At 69.4% G+C, this 19,002-nt stretch carries 18 protein-coding genes; 7 read left to right on the plus strand and 11 right to left on the minus strand.

All coding sequences use genetic code 11. The annotated features are described in order from the left end of the window. Nucleotides 1-4: 4 nt before the first annotated feature. The 4 genes from LCC91_RS08975 to apbC form a co-directional block, all read right to left on the minus strand. Nucleotides 5-2,113, minus strand: coding sequence for a 4Fe-4S dicluster domain-containing protein (locus tag LCC91_RS08975; RefSeq protein ID WP_043704052.1), 2,109 nt, complete (start codon nt 2,111-2,113; stop codon nt 5-7). Further along, the gene (locus tag LCC91_RS08980; RefSeq protein WP_143897960.1) at nt 2,110-2,829 is read right to left on the minus strand and encodes a DUF3306 domain-containing protein; all 720 of its coding nucleotides are present in this window, start codon (nt 2,827-2,829) and stop codon (nt 2,110-2,112) included. Before LCC91_RS08980 ends, LCC91_RS08975 begins: the two co-directional genes overlap by 4 nt. Beyond that, nucleotides 2,826-3,452 carry a DUF3305 domain-containing protein gene (locus tag LCC91_RS08985; RefSeq protein ID WP_052231836.1) on the minus strand — a complete coding sequence of 209 codons (627 nt, stop codon included), beginning with the start codon at nt 3,450-3,452 and terminating at the stop codon, nt 2,826-2,828. Before LCC91_RS08985 ends, LCC91_RS08980 begins: the two co-directional genes overlap by 4 nt. Before the next feature lie 147 nt (nt 3,453-3,599). Beyond that, entirely contained in the window at nt 3,600-4,691 is a 1,092-nt protein-coding gene (apbC, locus tag LCC91_RS08990) for an iron-sulfur cluster carrier protein ApbC (RefSeq protein WP_043704049.1), read from the minus strand. 265 nt (nt 4,692-4,956) lie between these two features. Here apbC and metG point away from each other — a divergent pair, with 265 nt between their 5' ends. From metG to LCC91_RS09020, 6 genes are all read left to right on the plus strand, one after another. Continuing rightward, entirely contained in the window at nt 4,957-7,071 is a 2,115-nt protein-coding gene (gene metG / locus LCC91_RS08995) for a methionine--tRNA ligase (protein WP_058615724.1), read from the plus strand. Between the two features lie 176 nt (nt 7,072-7,247). After that, on the plus strand, nt 7,248-8,921 hold the full coding sequence (locus tag LCC91_RS09000) for a SulP family inorganic anion transporter (protein ID WP_058615758.1): 1,674 nt from the start codon (nt 7,248-7,250) through the stop codon (nt 8,919-8,921). Between the two features lie 39 nt (nt 8,922-8,960). Then, entirely contained in the window at nt 8,961-9,173 is a 213-nt protein-coding gene (locus LCC91_RS09005) for a DUF3460 family protein (protein ID WP_043704044.1), read from the plus strand. Further along, nucleotides 9,170-10,018: a segregation and condensation protein A gene (locus LCC91_RS09010; RefSeq protein WP_043704042.1), complete on the plus strand. Its 849-nt coding sequence runs from the start codon at nt 9,170-9,172 to the stop codon at nt 10,016-10,018. The genes LCC91_RS09005 and LCC91_RS09010 overlap by 4 nt, the downstream gene beginning before the upstream one ends. Before the next feature lie 19 nt (nt 10,019-10,037). Beyond that, a complete protein-coding gene (gene nadB, locus LCC91_RS09015) occupies nt 10,038-11,657 on the plus strand; it encodes an L-aspartate oxidase (RefSeq protein ID WP_052231835.1) in 1,620 nt (539 codons plus the stop codon). Further along, a complete protein-coding gene (locus tag LCC91_RS09020) occupies nt 11,654-12,610 on the plus strand; it encodes a DMT family transporter (protein WP_043704040.1) in 957 nt (318 codons plus the stop codon). Before nadB ends, LCC91_RS09020 begins: the two co-directional genes overlap by 4 nt. Here LCC91_RS09020 and LCC91_RS09025 read toward each other — a convergent pair. Then, nucleotides 12,579-13,250, minus strand: a complete 672-nt coding sequence (locus LCC91_RS09025) for a sulfite exporter TauE/SafE family protein (protein ID WP_043704039.1) — start codon at nt 13,248-13,250, stop codon at nt 12,579-12,581. The genes LCC91_RS09020 and LCC91_RS09025 overlap by 32 nt on opposite strands. 52 nt (nt 13,251-13,302) lie before the next feature. Continuing rightward, entirely contained in the window at nt 13,303-14,688 is a 1,386-nt protein-coding gene (gene hemN / locus LCC91_RS09030; RefSeq protein WP_390612133.1) for an oxygen-independent coproporphyrinogen III oxidase, read from the minus strand. A gap of 229 nt (nt 14,689-14,917) precedes the next feature. Between hemN and fnr the strand changes: the two genes are divergently transcribed. Further along, entirely contained in the window at nt 14,918-15,640 is a 723-nt protein-coding gene (gene fnr / locus LCC91_RS09035) for a fumarate/nitrate reduction transcriptional regulator Fnr (protein WP_043704036.1), read from the plus strand. Nucleotides 15,641-15,691: 51 nt separating this feature from the next. Here the strand turns inward: fnr and LCC91_RS09040 are convergent, their stop codons facing one another. The 5 genes from LCC91_RS09040 to LCC91_RS09060 all read right to left on the minus strand — a co-directional run bounded on the left by LCC91_RS09040 (nt 15,692) and on the right by LCC91_RS09060 (nt 18,998). Next, on the minus strand, nt 15,692-16,021 hold the full coding sequence (locus LCC91_RS09040) for a hypothetical protein (RefSeq protein WP_052231853.1): 330 nt from the start codon (nt 16,019-16,021) through the stop codon (nt 15,692-15,694). Between the two features lie 35 nt (nt 16,022-16,056). After that, the gene (locus LCC91_RS09045) at nt 16,057-16,350 is read right to left on the minus strand and encodes a hypothetical protein (protein WP_043704035.1); all 294 of its coding nucleotides are present in this window, start codon (nt 16,348-16,350) and stop codon (nt 16,057-16,059) included. Nucleotides 16,351-16,420: 70 nt separating this feature from the next. Further along, entirely contained in the window at nt 16,421-17,836 is a 1,416-nt protein-coding gene (ccoG, locus tag LCC91_RS09050; RefSeq protein ID WP_043704031.1) for a cytochrome c oxidase accessory protein CcoG, read from the minus strand. A 99-nt stretch (nt 17,837-17,935) separates the two neighbouring features. Further along, nucleotides 17,936-18,841, minus strand: coding sequence for a cytochrome-c oxidase, cbb3-type subunit III (ccoP, locus tag LCC91_RS09055; RefSeq protein WP_043704029.1), 906 nt, complete (start codon nt 18,839-18,841; stop codon nt 17,936-17,938). A 19-nt stretch (nt 18,842-18,860) separates the two neighbouring features. Next, the gene (locus LCC91_RS09060; protein WP_043704028.1) at nt 18,861-18,998 is read right to left on the minus strand and encodes a cbb3-type cytochrome oxidase subunit 3; all 138 of its coding nucleotides are present in this window, start codon (nt 18,996-18,998) and stop codon (nt 18,861-18,863) included. Nucleotides 18,999-19,002 lie beyond the last annotated feature (4 nt).

Consider the following 19,002-nt stretch of genomic DNA (forward strand, 5'->3'; position numbering starts at 1 on the left):
GGACTCACAGATCGGTGATGCGCACTTCGTCGCGGCTGGTGTGGATGTCGATGACACGGCAGTCGCCGCACATCTTGAGCCGCTCGACGGCCGCGCCCTGGAACATCGGGTGCGCCGACAGCCGCGCCAACATCGTCTCCACCCCTTTGAGGGTGCCGAAGGGCTTGCCGCAGCGGATGCAGTGAAACGGTGGCTGCTCGTGCAGCACGCGCGCCTCGCGGCGCTGCGGATCGAGCCACAGGCGCGGCTGGCGCTGCAGCGCGTGCTCCGGACAGGTCTTGACGCACAGGCCGCACTGCACGCAGTTCTTTTCGATGAAGCGCAGCTGCGGGGCCGTCGGGTTGTCCTGCAACGCGCCCGCGGGGCACGCCCCGACGCAGGCCATGCACAGCGTGCACGCGGCGGTGTCGATCTGCAGCGTGCCGAGGGGCGCGCCGGCCGCGGGCAGCGCGATCTCCGCCCCCACGGGCGCGGGCGCCTGCGCGATCAGGTGATCCAGCGCCAGCTCCAGCGTCGCACGCTTGTCGCGCTGGGTGGCAAAGGTCGCGGGCGTCGCTACCCCCTGGGCCGGCGGCACGCGCGCCGCCGCGTCGAGCGCTGCGAGGTCGCGCGCATCGCGCGCCGACAACAAACGAAAATGCTCCCCAGCGTAGCCCAGCCCCTGCAGGATGGCCTCGGCCACCGCCATCTGCTCCTGCAGCGCGGTGCGGTACTGGGGGGCCTCCTCGTCCGTGAGCAGCACCCACACCTGGCTCGCGCCATAGGCGATGGCCGACAGCCACAGTTCGAGCCCGACGCTGGCGGTGTGCCACAGCGCCCACGGGATCACGCGCGCCGGCGGGCCCTGCACGGCGGCGTCCAGCCGGGCCGCGCGGCCCCAGTCCTCGATCAGGCGCTGCCCCGCCCCCTGGCTGTGCAGCAGCAGGGCCGCGTCACGCCCGCCGGCAGCGCGGTAGGCCGACAGCAACGTGCGGATGGCCCGCCCCTGGTACGCGGCGTCGGGGTAGGCATAGCCCAGCGCGCCGCTCGGGCACACCGTGGTGCACGCCCCGCAGCCGACGCACAGGTGGGGCTCGACGACGATGCGGTTGTGCTCGACGTCGCTGCGCACGGCGCTGGCCGAGCAGACATCGATGCACGCCCGGCAGCCGACCTGCTCGTTGCGGCCGTGCGCGCACAGCCGCTGCTCATAGCGAAAGAATTTGGGCTTTTCGAACTCGCCCACCAGGTCGCGCAACCCCCACAGCCGCTGCAGGCGCTGCTCCGCGTCCAGCGTCGGGGGCAGGTGCACATAGCCCTGCGGCAGCGCGTGCTGCGTGAATGCGGGTGTGGGCCGCAGGTCCAGCACGGCGTCGAACGTGGCGCGCTGCGCCAGCGGCTCGCGCTGGAAGTCGATGGCGCCGGGCGCCTCGCACACACGCACGCAGTCGCGGTGGGCGCGGCAGCGGCTCAGGTCCACCTGATAGTCCAGCCCGATCGCCCCCTCGGGGCAGGCGGTGATACAGGCGTTGCAGCGCGTGCACAGGTCCAGCGCGATCGGGTTGTCCTCCTGCCACTGCACGTCGAACGCACCGAGCCAGCCGGTCAGGCCCGTCAGCCGCCCGGCCAGCACCGGGTGGCCGCGCGTCTGCCGGCCCGCGCCGCCGAGCGCGAGCAGCGTCACGTCCCAGACGTCGCCCAGCCGGTCGGCCAACGCCTCGGTGGCGTCCAGCGGCCCGATGATGAGCAGCCGGCCCTGGCTGTGGTAGCGCACCGTCGGCACGGGGTCCGGCTCTGGCAGGCGCGCCGCCGCCAGCAGGGCCGCGATCTTCGGCGTGACCTGCGCGGCGTCGCGCGACCAGCCCCCGGTTTCGCGGATGTTGACGAAGCGGATCGGCCGCTCCTCGGGGCTCGGCACCCCCTCGGTGGCCTCGGCCAGTTCGAGAAAGAGCCGCCGCTCCTGCGTACAGGCGACGGTGAGCGTGGACTCCGGCGCACGGGCGGCGCGCTGGAACGCGGGCGCCTCGCGCCGGCACAGCGCGGTGTAGACCTCGATCGGCTCCCCCAGGGCGCGCGCCAGCGCCGCGCCATCCAGCGGCATGGTGCGGTTGCAGTTGCAAACGAGCGTGGTCATCGGGTCGGGTTCTCCTGCGGGGGCGGCCGGTGCACGGCGGCGGACACCGGGCCGTCGGCGCCGTCCGGGCCATTGCCGCTGTCGGAGCCTTCGCCGTCGAGGTGCAGCGCAGCGGACGGCGGTGGTACCGGGTCGGCAGGGTTCCGCATGTCCCCGTCCGCCGGATGCGATGCTCCGCCGTCGGCCGCGGGCGTCGCGCGCGCGCCCGGCGCCGTGGGTTCGGCCTCCTCGACGAGTTTCATGAAGCGCGCCGCCACCATATTGCGCAGCATCGCCGTCGGCAGCGGGTCGGGCCGGGAGTAGTCGTCGATGTACACGTCCAGCCCGTCCATCACGTTGAAGTGCGGATCGGCAAACAGCTTGCGCAGCGCGGCGTTGCGCACCTCCGGTGCGACACGGCGGTCGACGAAGGGGCGGAAATCGGCGTCGGGGGTCAGGCGCTGCACGTCCTCCAGCGTCGGCAGCGGGCGCTCGGGCGGCGCCGACGCGTCCGGCGCGACCGCCGAGGTCCGCGTCACGTTTACCGGCGTCTCGGTCTGCGCGGGCGCGGCATCGTTCCGGCGCCCCGGGGGCGTCGTCGGCTCCGGCGCCGGGGCGGCAGAGGCCCCCACATCCGAGGATACCCCGTCCCCCGCCGGCTCGGGCAACGGCACACCGGCGCGCGCCTGCGCCTTGCGCCGCGACCAGCGGGCGAAGAAGCCTTCCGCCTCGCTCATGCCCCGTCCCCCGTGCTATCGCCGGCCGGGCCACGGCGGCGCTCGCCGGTGCTGATGCGCGCGGGCTGCCCGAAGCGGTCGGTCAGTGGCTGGAAGCTCGCCGGCCGCGCGCGGCGTTTGGGCTCCGGGCGGTAATGGTGTTCGACGAAGGCCGCCATCCAGCGCACCACGTCCGCCGGGGCCGGCACCTGATCGACGCGTTCCTGCGCGTCGAGCCAGCGGCCCGCATCGTGGTAGCTCAGCGTCACGATCTGCGGTGCGGGCAGTTCGTCCTCGGATTCGCCCTCGCGCCACATCACCCAGAAACACGGCTGCGGCGAGGTCAGGTTCAGGTACAGCCCCTCGGCATCCTCCGGATGCAGTACGACCGGAAACCCCGGGAACCCCCAGTGGTGCACGTCGGGAGAGGCCGCGCCGCTGGCGGGCTCCAGCGCCAGCGGGCCCGCCGGCACCTCCGACGGCCATTGCACGCAGGCGACGCCGGGCGGCCCTTGCAGCACGACCACGTCCGCCAGCACCCAGCGCCACGGCTGCCAGCGGGCCATCGGCCCCGCCACCGGCTCGCGGCGCATGACGACGCCGGTCAGCAGGGTGCGCGCAGGCGCTTCGGATGCAAAACCCATGTCGTACCTCTGGACGTGGCGCACGGAGCAGACTCTAGCGCAACTCGCCCACGATGTGCGCCCCGGACTGTCGCTGACGCGCACGGGTGAGCACCGTCCTCATCCAATCAGCGCTGCCCCCACGAGCCTGCGCTGCAAGCCAACCCATCAGGTATCCCGGCTGATCGTGATGGTCGGGAACTTGCGCGAATAGTCCTTGGCCTTGCCGGCGATGGTGATGGCCACCTGGCGCGCCACCGCCTTGTACAGCGCGGCGATCTCGCCGTCCGGGTCGGCCACCACCGTGGGCTGGCCGGCGTCGGCCTGCTCGCGGATCTGGCGGTTGAGCGGCAGGGCACCCAGGTACGCCACGCCCAGCTCGGCCGCCATGCGCTTGCCGCCGTCGGCGCCGAAGATGTGCTCGACATGACCGCAGTTCGGGCACACGTGCACGGCCATGTTCTCGACGATGCCGAGGATCGGCACGCCGACCTTCTGGAACATCGTGATGCCCTTGCGCGCGTCCAGCAGCGCGATGTCCTGCGGCGTCGTCACGATCACCGCGCCGGTGAGCGGCACGCGCTGCGAAAGGGTCAGTTGGATATCGCCCGTGCCCGGCGGCATGTCCACCAGCAGGTAGTCCAGCGCCTTCCAGTTCGTCTGGCGCAGCAATTGTTCGAGCGCTTGCGTGGCCATCGGTCCGCGCCAGATCATCGCCTCGTGCTTGTCGACGAGGAAGCCGATCGACATCACCTGCAGCCCGTAGTTCTCCAGCGGCTCCATGGTCTGGCCATCGACGCTCTGCGGGCGACCCTCGATGCCCATCATCATCGGCTGGCTGGGCCCGTAGATGTCGGCGTCCAGAATCCCGACGCGCGCGCCCTCCGCCGCCAGCGCCAGCGCCAGGTTGACGGTGGTCGTGCTCTTGCCCACGCCGCCCTTGCCGGAGGCGACCGCGACGATGTTCTTCACCTGCGGCAGCAGCTGCACGCCGCGCTGCACGGCGTGCGCAACGATGTTCGTGACGATCTGCACCGACACGTTGCCCACCCCGGGCACGCCCTTGGCGGCCGCGATGAGGGCCTGCCGCAGCGCGGGGTGCTGACTCTTGGCCGGATAGCCCAGCTCGACGTCGAAGGACACGTCCGCGCCGGTGACCTGCAGGTTCTTGATCGCCTTGGTCGAAACGTAGTCTTTGCCGGTGTGGGGATCGACGACGGTCTGCAACGCCTGCAGCAGGGCCTGGGTGTCGACGCTCATGGGGAATGGCTCTCCTGATCCGGGGTGGAGGTCAAAAAACCGACGATCGGTGCACGGGGTGGTTTGGACCGGTATCACAACCAAACGTCACGACCGGACGCGCTGGGTTGGGCCTTCATCTCTCGCAGGCCGTGGCCCGAAGTCTAGCCGCTCACACACCGATACCCCGCCGCCGCGCGGACAGTGCCCTCAGTAAAATCCCGGATTTGCGCCGCCCCGAGGCGCACCCCGGGCCCCGCGACGGGCCGCCACCGGATCAGCTCCCATGCCCCAGCGCCGCTTCTTCGTCACCACCGCCCTGCCCTACGCCAACGGCCACTTCCACATCGGCCACATCATGGAGTACATCCAGGCCGATATCTGGGTGCGCACACGGCGGCTGCAGGGACACGAGGTGCACTTCGTCGGCGCCGACGACGCGCACGGCGCGCCGATCATGATCGCCGCAGAGAAGGCGGGCAAAACCCCGCAACAGTTCGTCGCCGACATCGCCGCGGGACGGGCGGCGTACCTCGACGGCTTTCACATCCGCTTCGACAACTGGCACAGCACCGACGCGCCGGAAAACCACCAGCTCGCGCAGGACATCTACCGTGCGCTGAAAGCGGCTGGGCTGATCGAGGTGCGCGCGATCGAACAGTTCTACGACCCGGTCAAGGGCATGTTCCTGCCGGACCGCTACATCAAGGGCCAGTGCCCGCGCTGCGACGCGCCGGATCAGTACGGCGACTCGTGCGAGGCCTGCGGCGCGGTCTACACGCCCACCGAGCTGCGCCACCCCTACTCGGCGCTGTCGGGCGCGCAGCCCGAGCTGCGCCAGTCCGAGCACTATTTCTTCAAACTCTCGGACCCGCGCTGCGTGCAGTTTCTAGAGGAGTGGACCGGCGCGCCGGGTCGGCTGCAGCCGGAGGTGGTCAACAAAATCCGCGAGTGGTTCGCCAAGGACGATAACGGCCAGGGCGGCCTTGGGGACTGGGACATCAGCCGCGACGCGCCGTATTTCGGCATCGAGATTCCGGACGCGCCGGGCAAGTACTTTTATGTCTGGCTCGACGCCCCGATCGGGTATCTGGCAAGCCTGAAGAACCACTTCGACAAGGGCCAGGCCGCGAACCACTGGCACGCCCCGTCGCGCACCCCGCAAACGTTCGAAGAGTTCATCGCCGACCCGGCGGTGGAGCAGATCCACTTCATCGGCAAGGACATCACCTACTTCCACACGCTGTTCTGGCCGGCGATGCTGCATTTCTCCGGCCGCAAGACGCCCACGCACGTGTTCGTGCACGGCTTCATCACGGTCAGCGGCGAAAAGATGAGCAAGAGCCGCGGCACCGGCATCGACCCGATGCGCTACCTGCGCCTCGGGCTCAACCCGGAGTGGCTGCGCTACTACCTGGCGGCAAAGCTCAACCCGCACGTGGAGGACGTGGACTTCAACCCGGACGATTTCGTCGCCCGCGTCAACAGCGACCTCATCGGCAAGTACGTCAACATCGCGTCGCGCGCCGCGGGTTTCATCACCAAGCGCTTCGAGGGACGGCTGGGCGCCATCTCGCCGGACGGCGAGGCGCTGCTCGATGCGCTGCAGACCGCGGTGCCCGCGGTCGCCGAGCTGTGGGCCGAGCGCGAGTACGGCAAGGCCGTGCGCGAGGTCATGGCGCTGGCCGACCGCGTCAACGCCTACGTGGACCAGAACAAACCGTGGGAGCTGGCCAAGCAGCCGGAACTGGCGGGTCGGCTGCACGACGTGTGCACCACGTGCATCGAGGCCTTCCGTGTGCTCACCGCGATGCTCAAGCCCGTGCTGCCCGCCACCGCCGAACGGGTGGAAGCGTTCCTGCGCTGCGCGCCGCTCGATTTCGACAACGCGCGCCAGCCGCTGGGCGCGGGCCATGGGATCGGCGCCTACGAACACCTGATGCAGCGCGTCGAGGCCAAGGCGCTCGACGCGCTGTTCGAGCCCGCCCCTGCCCCGGCGGCCACCCCTGCCGTGGATACTACCGCCGAAGGGACAGCGCCCGGCGGCGAACCGATCGCGCCCACGATCACGATCGACGATTTCGCCAAGGTCGATCTGCGCGTGGCGCGCATCGTCGCCTGCGAGCGGGTGGAAGGGTCCACCAAGCTGCTGCGCCTGACGCTCGACGTCGGCGAAGGCCGCCACCGCAATGTCTTCTCGGGCATCGCGTCGGCCTACCGGCCCGAGGACCTGGTGGGCAAGCTCACCGTGCTGGTGGCCAACCTCGCGCCACGCAAGATGAAGTTCGGCGTCAGCGAAGGGATGGTGCTCGCCGCCAGTCACGCCGACGAGAAAGCGCAGCCCGGGCTCTTCATCCTCGAACCGCACCCCGGTGCCCAGCCCGGGATGCGCATCCGCTGACGCGCCACCCCGTGCCGGGTGTACACTGTCGGTTCATCCTCCGTAGCACCTCACGATGGTCCGCGTGCACGCCCTGACCGCACGACGCCGCTTCATCACGCGGCGCTACCACTGTGGGCCTCCGGGACGGCCGGCCGCCGCTTGCCGCCCCCTACCCGTTTTTCCCGGAGCGCCCCATGGATCTGTCGTCGTTATCGCGTTTCCATCCCCGTCTGCTTGACGACTTGCGTGCCTATTCGCGCGAGCGACTGGCCAAGGACATCGGCGCGGGCCTCACGGTCGGTGTGGTCGCGCTGCCCCTCGCGATGGCGTTTGCCATCGCCAGCGGCCTGCCACCGCAGGCCGGCCTGTGGACGGCCATCGTCGCGGGCTTCCTGATCGCAGCGCTGGGCGGCACCTCGGTACAAATCGGCGGGCCGGCGGGTGCCTTCATCGTCATCGTCTATGGCATCGTGCAGCAGCACGGCGTCGGCGGCCTGCTCGTCAGCACCTTCTGTGCCGGCATCCTGCTGTTTGTGATGGGTTGGTTTCGTCTGGGCACGCTGGTGCGCTTCGTGCCGGTGAGCGTCGTGACGGGCTTTACCAACGGGATTGCGGTGCTCATCGGCCTATCGCAGCTGCGCGACGCGCTGGGGCTGCGCGTGGAGAAGATGCCCGCCGACTTCTTTGGCATCGTGCACACGGTTTGGGGCAGTCTGCACACGGTCAACCCCTATGCCATCGCGCTCGCGGGTTTGTGCGTCGTGGGACTGTTTGTGTGGCCCCGGCTGTGGGCGGTCGATTCGGCCTTCCGGCAGCGGCTAGAGGGCTTCGATCAGGTGTCGGCCCTGCGCGCCACCTCGCGCCTGCCGGCGCCCGTGGTGGCGTTGGTGACGCTGAGTGCGCTGGCGGCGTGGCTCGAATGGCCGGTGGAGACGATCGGCAGCCGCTTTGGGGGCATTCCGCAAACGTTGTCCAGCTTCGTGTGGCCCGACGTGAGCTGGCAGACGGTGCGTCAGCTCGTCATGCCGACGCTCACCATCGCCGCGCTGGGTGCGATCGAGTCGCTGCTGTGCGCGCGCGTGGCCGACCAGTTGGCCGGTGGCCGCAAGCACGACCCCAACCAGGAGCTGATGGCCCAGGGTGTGGCCAACGCGGTCGTGCCGCTGATCGGTGGCATGCCCGCCACCGGTACCATCGCGCGCACGGTCACCAACATCCGCAGCGGCGCCACCAGCGGGGTCGCTGGCATGGTCCACGCGGCCACGCTCGCGGCGATCGTGCTGCTGGCCGCGCCGCTGGCGCGCCACATTCCGCTGGCGGTGCTGGCCGGCATCTTGCTGTTCGTCGCCTGGAACATGGGCGAGTGGCGCGAATTCGTGCAGATGCGGCGCTTCAGCCTGCACTACCGGCTGATGCTGCTGTCCACCTTCTTCGTCACCGTCATCTTCGATCTGACGCTGGCGGTCGAGCTGGGGTTGGTGCTGGCGGTGGTGTTGTTCGTGCGCCGACAAAGCAGCCTCTTTCGCGTGGACGTGCAGTCGCGCAACGGCGAAATCCGTGCCCGCCTGTACGGTTCGCTCTTCTTCGGTGCGGTCACCAAGCTCGATGCCCTGGAGGCCGCCATCGAACGGGTCGAGCCCGGTAACATGGTGCGGCTGGACGCGCGGCACCTGCTGCTGCTCGACACCACAGGGCTGGATACGCTCACGTCGCTGCTGGAAACGATCGAGCGGCGCGGCGCGCGACTGTGGATCGACCACCTGCACGACCAGCCGCGCTCGTTGATGGAGCGCGCGGGTTTTCTGCCGCGGCTCGCGGGCTGGACGGCCGACCCCAACGCAGGCTATCCCGATGACCCGCCGCCCTAAAATGGCGGGTGGATCGCATCCCACCCCTCCATCGCTGCCATGAACTTCCTCGGATTGCCTGACTACGTCTCCGACGCCACCCAGTTTCTCGAGTCGCTCAAGCGCAGCAAGCCCAGCCTCGAGGCCGAGCAGCGCGCCGGTCGGGCGCTGCTGTGGGACCGGCCGCAGGACCGTGAATTCCTGCGCCAGGCGCAGGCCGCGCGCGTGCCGCAAAAACCCTACGTCTACCAGACCGAGCCGTCGTTGCAGTGAACACCGCCGCGGCCGAGGCGCTGCCGCCACCGCCCGTCGAGGATGCCTCGCCCCAGGTCGTGGACCAGGTGGCGATCGCGCGCCTGTACGGGGAGCCACTGTTCGCCCTGCCGCAGGACCTCTACATCCCGCCGGACGCGCTGGAAGTTTTTCTGGAGGCGTTCGAGGGGCCGCTGGACCTGCTGCTCTACCTGATCCGGCGGCAAAACTTCAACATCCTCGACATCCCGATGGCCGAGGTCACGCGCCAGTACCTCGGCTACGTCGAGCAGGTGCGCGCACGCAACCTGGAGCTCGCCGCCGAGTACCTGCTGATGGCGGCGATGCTCATCGAGATCAAGTCGCGCATGCTGCTGCCGCCGGCGCCGGCCGCCGATGGGGAGGAGCCCGAGGACCCGCGCGCCGAGCTCGTGCGCCGGCTGTTGGAGTACGAGCAGATCAAGCTCGCCGCGCGCGCGCTCGACGCGCTGCCGCAGTGCGGGCGCGACTTCTGGCGCGCGCAGGTGCACATCGAGCAGTCGCTCGCCCCGCGCCTGCCACAGGTGAGTCCCGACGATCTGCGCGCCGCCTGGCGCGACATCCTGCGCCGCGCGCGCCTGGTGCAGCGCCACACCATCACGCGCGAAGAAATCTCCGTGCGCGAGGTGATGAGCGGCGTGTTGCGCGCGCTGCAGGGCCGGCGCTTCGTCGAGTTCACCGAGTTGTTCGACCCGGGCCGCGGCGTCGTGCACGCGGTCGTGACCTTCATCGCGGTGCTCGAGCTGGCCAAGGAACAATTGATCGAGGTGACGCAGGCCGAGGTCTTCGCGCCGATCTACGTCCGCCTGGCGTACCAGCCCTGCTGAGCCCCGCATACCCATCCCCATGACCGCCACGCCACCCCCGCCGCCTGCCCCCCGTTCCTACGACGCGCTGATCATCGGCAGCGGCCTCGCGGGCCTCGCCACCGCGCTGCTGCTGCCGACCGACTGGCGCATCGCCATCGTCACCAAACGCGCGCTCGCCGACGGCTCCAGCGCCTGGGCGCAGGGGGGCATCGCCGCCGTGCTGGGAGAAGGCGACAGCTTCGAGCAGCACATCCACGACACCTTGGTCGCCGGCGCGGGCCTGTGCGACCCCGATGCGACGCGTTTCACCGTCGAGCACGCCCCCGAGGCGATCGCCTGGCTGCGCGCGCTCGGCACGCCGTTCACACAGGAAGGCGGCGAGCTGCACCTGACGCGCGAGGGCGGCCACAGCCACCGCCGCATCGTCCACGCCGCCGACGCCACCGGTGCCGCGGTGCAGCAGACGCTCATCGACCGCGTGCGGGCGGCGGCAAACATCGACATTTTCGAGACGCACGCGCTGGTGGACCTGATCCTGAGCGACCGCCACGCCGTGCGGCGCGAGGCACCGCGGCGCGTGCTGGGCGCCTATGTGCTCGACGTCGCCACCGACGAGGTCGAGGCCTTCACCGCGACCCACACCGTGCTGTGCACGGGCGGCGCTGGCAAGGTGTACCTCTACACCTCCAACCCGGACACCGCCACCGGCGACGGCATCGCCGCCGCGTGGCGCGCGGGCTGCCGTGTCGGCAACATGGAGTTCATCCAGTTCCACCCGACGTGCCTCTATCACCCCAAGGCCAAGAGCTTCCTGATCAGCGAGGCGGTGCGCGGCGAAGGCGGCATCCTCAAACTCCCCGCGCACCTGGGCCACCACCGCTTCATGCCGGACCACGACCCGCGCGCGGAGCTGGCCCCGCGTGACATCGTCGCGCGCGCCATCGATTTCGAGATGAAGAAGCACGGCATCCCGTGCGTCTACCTCGACATCTCGCACCAGCCGGCGGCGTTTTTGCACGAGCACTTTCCCACCATCCTCAAGCGCTGCGCGGAGCTGGGCATCGACATCACGCGCGAGCCGATCCCGGTGGTGCCGGCGGCGCACTACACCTGCGGCGGGGTCGTGACGGACCTGCGCGCGCGCACCGACCTGCCGGGGCTGTACTGCGTCGGCGAGGCCAGCTACACCGGACTGCACGGGGCGAATCGGCTCGCCAGCAACTCGCTGCTGGAATGCCTGGTCTTCGCACGCGCCGCCGCCCGCGACATGGCCGCGCAGCCGCGACAGGCCCCACCCCCGGTGCGGCCGTGGGACGCCAGCCGCGTCATCGACGCCGACGAGCAGGTCGTCATCAGCCACAACTGGGACGAGCTGCGCCGCTTCATGTGGGACTATGTGGGCATCGTGCGCACCGACAAGCGGCTGGAGCGCGCCGCGCACCGCATCGCGCTGCTGCAGGCGGAAATCCACGAGTTCTACTCGCGCTTCCACGTCAGCCGCGACCTGCTGGAGCTGCGCAACCTGGTGCTGGTGGCGGACCTGATCGTGCGCTCGGCGCAGCAGCGCAAGGAAAGCCGCGGCCTGCACTACAGCCGCGACCACCCGCACACCCTGCCCGAAGCGCGCCCGACCATCCTCACCCCGCCGCCCCGATGACCGCCGCGCGCCACACGCCCTGGCGCGCCTACGCGGCGCTGGCGGCCAGCATGGCGCTGGTGGGCAGCTATGTCGCGCTCTCCAAGCCGCTGGTAGCCGTCATGCCCGTCTTTTTGCTGGCGTGGCTGCGCTACCTGATCGGCGCGGGGGCGATGCTGCACTGGACGCGCCGGCCGCCGGGTGAGCCGCCGCTGGACCGGCGCACGAACGCTCTGTTGTTTCTGCAGGCGCTGCTGGGCAACTTTCTTTTCTCGCTGTGCATGCTGTACGGCGTGCGCCTGACCACCGCCAGCGCCGCGGGCGTCATCATGGCGGCGATCCCCGCCGTCGTCGCGCTGCTCTCGGCGCTTTTCCTGCGCGAGCGGCTGGATGGCAGGTCGCTCGTCGCCATCGCACTGGCGGCGCTCGGCATCGGGCTGTTTTCGCTCGACAAGGCCACGGGCGGTGGGGCCGCGGCGCCCGGCGGGCAATGGCTGGGGCTGCCGCTGGCCGTATGGGGCAACGCGCTCGTCTTCGCCGCCGTCGTGTGCGAAGCCGCCTATGTCGTCATCGGCAAGCGCCTGACCGGCCGGGTCGGACCACAGCGCATTGCCGCGCTCATCAACCTGTGGGGCCTGGCGCTGATGACACCGCTGGGACTGTGGGCCGCGGTCGGGTTCGACTGGAGCACGATGCGCGCGCCGCTGTGGGGGTTGCTGGTGTTTTACGGACTCGCGGCCAGCGTGTGGACCGTGTGGCTTTGGATGACGGGGCTGCGCCACGTGCCGGCCGCGCGCGCCGGGGTCTTCACGGTGATGCTGCCCGTCAGCGCCGCGGCCATCGGCGTGCTCTTCATGGGCGAGCGGCTCACCCCGCTGCAGTGGATCGCCTTTGCGCTGGCGCTGCTCGGCCTCGTCGTCGCCACCCTGCCGGGGCGCACGGTCACGCGCACCACAGACCCGTCGGCTGGGTGATCCCCATCCACAGCGCCCAGCCGGACGTCGCCGCCAGCGCGAGGCCGGCGAGGCGAATCCCCCAGCCGCCCGAGCGCATTTCGGCCAGGCGCAGCAGCAACCACGGCCCCGCGGCCAGCGACACCATCGTCCCGGCGGCAAACGCCGCCATGATCACGGCGCCGTCCAGCGCCGACGCCGACAGCGACGCCACCAGCAGCGCCGAATACAGCAGCCCGCACGGCATCAGCGCCCACCCGAGTCCGAGCGCCACTGGCGCCCGCGCGCCCAGCCGCGCCATCACCGGGCGGGCCCGCCGCCACACGGCCTGCGCCCAGCCGTCCAGAAACGCCGGCTGGCGCGCCTGCCACACCAGCGCCAGCCCGAGCAGCAGGGCGGCCACGTGCATCATCGTCCACACGGGCCGCAGCACGGCGGTCTGCTGCCCGAGCCAGCCCATCCCCTGCACCGTGCCCCCGGCCAGCGCCCCGAGCAGCGCATAGCCCGCCAGCCGGCTGAATTGCCACGTCCACAGCGCCTGGCGCGTGCGCGGCGCCGCCGCGCGGGCGATGCCCGCGCAGGCCGCCCCGCACATCGCCACGCAGTGCGGCCCCCCGACCAGCCCCATCAGCAGGGCCGAAACCGTCATCGACGCCAACATGCGCGCATCCTACCAGCGACACGGCGCCCGCGCCCCGCGGGCGAGCGGCCGTTCAGATGATCTTGGAAAACCGCGCCCGGTCCTGGTCGACCTGCAGGTAGCGGTCGAACACCATCGCGATCGCCCGCACCAGGTACCAGCCCGTCGGGGTGACCTCCAGGTGCGTATCGTCGATGCGCACCAGCCCCACCGCCTGCAGCGCGCGCAGCTCCTCCAGCTCGCGCGCGAAATAGCTGCGGAAATCGATCAGGTGGGCGAGGTTGATCGACTCGAAGTCCACCAGCCCCTGGCACATGATCGCCATGATCACGCTGCGGCGCAGCAGGTCGTCGCGTGTCAGCGCCAGCCCACGCACGATCGGTAACCGCCCCTGATTGAGCGCGTCGTAATACTCCTCCAGCGTCTTGGCGTTCTGGCTGTAGGTGGCGCCGATGCGGCCGATCGCCGACACCCCGAGCGCGATCAGGTCGCAGTCCGGCTGCGTGCTGTAACCCTGGAAATTGCGGTGCAGCCGCCCCTGCCGCTTGGCCACCGCCAAGGCATCGTTGGGCAGCGCAAAGTGATCCATCCCGATGTAGACGTACCCTGCCGCGCTCAGGTGGTCCAATGCCAGCGACAGCATCGCGAGCTTATCGGCCGGGCTGGGCAGCTCCGCCGCGATGATGCGCCGCTGCGCCTTGAAGCGCGCCGGCAGGTGCGCGTAGGCATAGACCGCGATGCGGTCCGGGCGCAGGCGCTCGACCTGCTCCAGCGTGTGGCGAAACGACTCCGGCGTCTGCTGCGGCAGGCCGTAAATGAGGTCGACGTTGATCGACTCGAACCCCAGCTCGCGCGCCGCGGCCACCAGCGCGAACACCTGCGCGGCCGGCTGCACCCGGTGCACGGTCTTTTGCACGGTGGGATCGAAATCCTGCACCCCGAAGCTCAGGCGGTTGAAGCCGAGCCTTTGCAAGTGGGCCAAACGTTCGGCGGTCACCGTGCGCGGATCGACCTCGATCGAGTATTCGCCCCCGGGCACGAGCTCGAAGTGGCGCCGGATCATCGCCATCAGGTCGGCCAGCTCGTCGTCGCTGAGAAACGTCGGCGTTCCGCCGCCCAGGTGCAACTGGCTGACGCGGTGTCCTCGCCCGACGTACCCGGTCTGTAGCTCCAGCTCGCGCGTGAGGTAGCGCAGATACTCCGCCGCGCGGCTGTGGTGCTTGGTCACCACCTTGTTGCACGCGCAGTAGTAGCACAGCGACTCACAAAACGGGATGTGCACGTACACCGACAGCGGCAGCGCCATCGACCCCGCGCGGCGCTGTTCGAGCGCCTGGATGTAGTCGCGCTCGGTGAACGCCTCGACGAACCGATCCGCCGTCGGATAGGACGTGTAGCGCGGTCCGGGGATGTCGAACCGGCGCAGCAGGGCTTCATCGATGACGTGTTTCACGGACAGAGACTCCAGTGAGGGTGGACTGTGCCGCAGGACGGCATCCGGCTCGTTGACGTGGGTCAAACGCCCTGCACATGCGACGCCCCCACCCGGCGACGGGGCATTCGGCCCCGACGGGCGGCGTGCCGCGGCCCCGGGTTGTTATCATCATTGAAAACACCGTATTTTGAGCCCCCCGAACCGGTCGGGTCCACTGGGCCGCGGCCCCCTCTTTCTCTGCGATCACACCCCGATGGACCTGCACAGCATCAAAGTCGCCTGTTCGAGCTGCAATCTGCGCGAGCTTTGCATTCCCGTGGGTCTCGGTGCGGAGGAGCTGGCCCAGCTCGAGCAGCTCATCCCGTTTCGCCGCCGGGTGCGGCGCGGCGGCACGCTGTTTTCCGCGGGGGATCCGTTCACCTCGCTGTACGCGGTGCGCTCCGGTTTTTTCAAGACCTGCATCACCACCGTCGACGGCCGCGACCAGGTCACGGGCTTCCAGATGGCCGGCGAAATCCTGGGGCTCGATGGCATCGTGCAGGACAAGCACTCCTGCTCCGCGGTGGCGTTGGAAGACGCCGAGGTGTGCGTGCTGCCGTTCGACAAGCTGGAACAGCTCTCGCGCGAGTTCAGCACGCTGCAGCATCACCTGCATCGCATCATGAGCCGTGAGATCGTGCGCGACCAGGGCGTGATGCTGCTGCTGGGCAGCATGCGTGCCGAGGAGCGTCTCGCGGCTTTCCTGCTCAACCTGGTGCAGCGCCTGCACGCGCGTGGGTTCTCCAAGACGGAGATGGTGCTGCGCATGACACGCGAGGAAATCGGCAGCTACCTCGGCATGAAGCTGGAGACCGTCAGCCGCACCTTCTCGCGCTTTCAGGAGGACGGCATCATCGAGGTCAAACAGCGCTACGTGCGCATCCTCGACGCCGATGCGCTGCAGCGCATCGTCAACCACGGCGACACGGACGCGTGAGGCTCACGGGGCCGCGTCAGCCCCACGCGGCGCGGCCGCGGCGCCGTCGCCTCAGGTGCAGCCGCCACAGCGTGGCGTGCCACCGTCGCCGACCGCCGCGACGTTGCGCGCACAGTCGGCGGGCCGCTGGTCGGGCGGTACCGGGCAGCGGTTGATTTCCCACGGCGACATCGACAGCAACGTCGTCAGCGCGCTGGACGCGCTGGTCAACGCCCAGAAGACGAAGAACGTGACCGTGTACACCGCCTGCCGCGACCAGCCGAGCCGCTCACCGGCCCATTGCAGCTCGGCGGGGTCCACGAACGCGAACACCACCATCTCCATCAGCGCCGCCATCAGAAAAGCGGGCCAGGCGATCCACAGTATCCGTTGGGCCAGCATCGTCACGTCTCCTCTCTCCCGGCCCCGGCGGGCCGTCAGTCTTTCTCGGGCAAAGTGGGCGAGACCGCATGGTTGCGCCCCTGGTTGGCGGGCAGCAGCGCCTTCTCCGCCGCCAGCCGCTCCTCGGCTGACAACCCATCGCTGGGCACCGCCACCCGCGCCGGCGCGGACTCGCGCGGCAGCACCGTGTCGGCGTTGCGCACCGCGATCGCGACCGTGATCAGCGACGCGATCACGACCACGAGCGGGCCACCGATCACCATCCACACGAACGGCTCACGGTACCACGGCCGCGACGCGGGCGATGGGGTGGGGGGTACAGCAGTCATCGTCGTCATAGTGTAAAGGCGGAAGGGAGAAACAGGGATGCGGGTGAACCCGGGTCACCCGCACGCGGCATCATCGCGGAATCAGGAACGTCGTCTTTTCGCGCACCTCGATGGCGCCATCGGCGGAGCGGAAGGTCATCACGATCGGGTGCGAACCCGGCTCCAGCCCCGGCGGCACCTGTACGCGCACCGGCACCGAGCGCACCTCGGTCGGCCGCAGGTGCACCGTCGGCTCGGAGGCGATCGTCACCCCCGGCAAACCGTCCACGGTGACCTGCAGCTCGCGCTCGGCTTCCGACGCGTTCATGAATTGAACACGGTAGACGTTTTCGATCCGGCCCATCTCGACCATGCGCGCCAGCGCCCCGCGGTCGCGGATCACATCGACCTTGAGCGGCACGCGCAGCCACAGGCTCACGCCCAGCGCGGTGACGATGGCCAGCAAAATCGCGCTGTAGACGAGCACCCGCGGCCGAAACGCGCGGCGGATCATCTGCGCGCGCGTCCAGCGGTTGGCCATGCCGTTTTGCGTCGAGTATTTGACCAGCCCCTTGGGGTAGCCCATCTTTTCCATCACCTCGTCACAGACGTCGGCGCAGGCCCCGCAGCCGATGCACTCGTACTGCAGACCGTTGCGGATGTCGATCCCTGTCGGACAGACCTGCACGCACAGCGTGCAGTCGATGCAGTCCCCAAGCCCCAGCGCCTTCGGATCGGCCGAGCGCTTGCGTGCCCCGCGCGGCTCGCCCCGCTCGGCGTCGTAGGTCACGATCATCGTGTCCTTGTCGAACATCGCGCTCTGGAAGCGCGCATACGGGCACATGTACTTGCACACCTGCTCACGCATGAAGCCCGCATTGCCGTAGGTCGCAAAACCGTAGAAGAAAATCCAGAACGTCTGCCACGGCCCCAGGTTCCACGCGATGAACGCGGCACCCAGCTCACGGATCGGCGTGAAGTAGCCGGCGAACGTGAAACCCGTCCACAGCCCGAACAGGATCCACGCCACGTGCTTGCCCCCTTTGCGGGCGAACTTGCGCAGGCTCCACGGCTCCTGGTCGAGCCGCATGCGCGCCGAGCGGTCGCCCTCGAAGAGCTTTTCCATCCACAGGTAGATCTCGGTGTAGACCGTCTGCGGACAGGCGTAGCCGCACCACAGCCGCCCCGCGATCGCCGTGAACAGGAACAGCGCCAGCGCCGACACCACGAGAATCCCGGTCAGGTAGATGAAATCCTGCGGGTACAGCACCAACCCGAAGATGTAAAAGCGCCGCGCCTCTAGGTCGAACAGCACCGCCTGGCGGTCGTTCCACGTCAGCCACGGCAGCCCGTAGAAGACGAGCTGCGTGAGCCACACGAACACCCAGCGCCAGCGCGCGAAGGTCCCGGTGACGGAGCGGGGGTAGATCTTCTTGCGCGCGGCGTAGAGCGATATCTCGACCTCGTCGTCCGACGGTACGGTGGTGGCTTTGCTGGCGGTGCTCATGTCAACCTCGGCAAACGAGAAGAAAAAACCGGTGGAAGTATCGTACCCCCACCGGTTTCGTTGGCGCTTGATTTAAGGCAAACGCGGTCGAACGCGGACTCAGTTCGGGTTCGAGAGCTTCCAGACGTAGGCGGTCAGCACGTGGATCTGTGCATCGGTCAGCAGCGCGTTCTGCGCCGGCATCACGTTGTTGAAGCCCTTTTCGATCGCGCGCACGATGGCTTCCTCGCCCCAGCCGTGCAGCCAGACTTGGTCGGTCAGGTTGGGCGCGCCGGTCGCGTGCATACCCTTGCCGTCCGCGCCGTGGCAGGCCGCGCAAGCGGCAAACTTCGCCGCGCCCTGCGTGGCGCGCACGCTGTCGTGCGGGCTGCCCGAGAGGCTCAGCACGTAGTGCGCGAGGTTGCGCACGTCCTCGGCGGTGCCGACGGCCGCGGCCATCGGCGGCATGATGCCTTGGCGCCCTTGCGCGATGGTTTGGTGGATATACGCCGGCTGCCCGTCGCCGCCCAGCCAGTCCGCATCCGTCAGGTTCGGGAAGCCCTTGCTGCCGCGGGCGTCCGAGCCGTGGCACTGCGCGCAGTAGTTCATGTACAGGCGCTCACCGACGGCCATCGCCTGCTGGTCCTTGGCGAGGTCCTTCGGGTCCATGCCCTGGAACTTCGCGTACAGCGGCTCCACCGCCGACAACGCCTTGGCGCGCTCGGCGGCCCACTGCCCGTGCGAGCTCCAGCCCAGCTGGCCCTGCACCTTGCCGAACATCGGGTACATCGCCCCGTAGACCAGGGCAAAGACCACGGTGATGATGAACAGGTACACCCACCAGCGCGGCAGGGGGTTGTTCATCTCGCGCAGGTCGCCGTCCCACACGTGGCCGGTGGTGTTGTCGGCCGCGGCCACGACCTTGGTCTTGCCGCTGGCCCACAGGAAGAAGGCGCACGCCAGGATGCTGATGAAGGTGATGCCGGCAACGTAGAGATGCCAGAAGTCGCTCGTGAAATCGCTCATGATGTTCTCCTGCCGGACCTCATTCGCTCTGGAAGGGCAGCCGGGCCGCTTCCTCGAAGCGTTGCTGGTTCTTCTTCGACCACGCCCAGACCCAGATACCAATGAAGGTGATGAAGCTGAGCACGGTCACGATGACGCGCCAATCGTTCACGTCCATGATC

The sequence above is a fragment of the Tepidimonas taiwanensis genome, from assembly GCF_020162115.1.
Classification (GTDB): Bacteria; Pseudomonadota; Gammaproteobacteria; order Burkholderiales; family Burkholderiaceae_C; genus Tepidimonas; species Tepidimonas taiwanensis.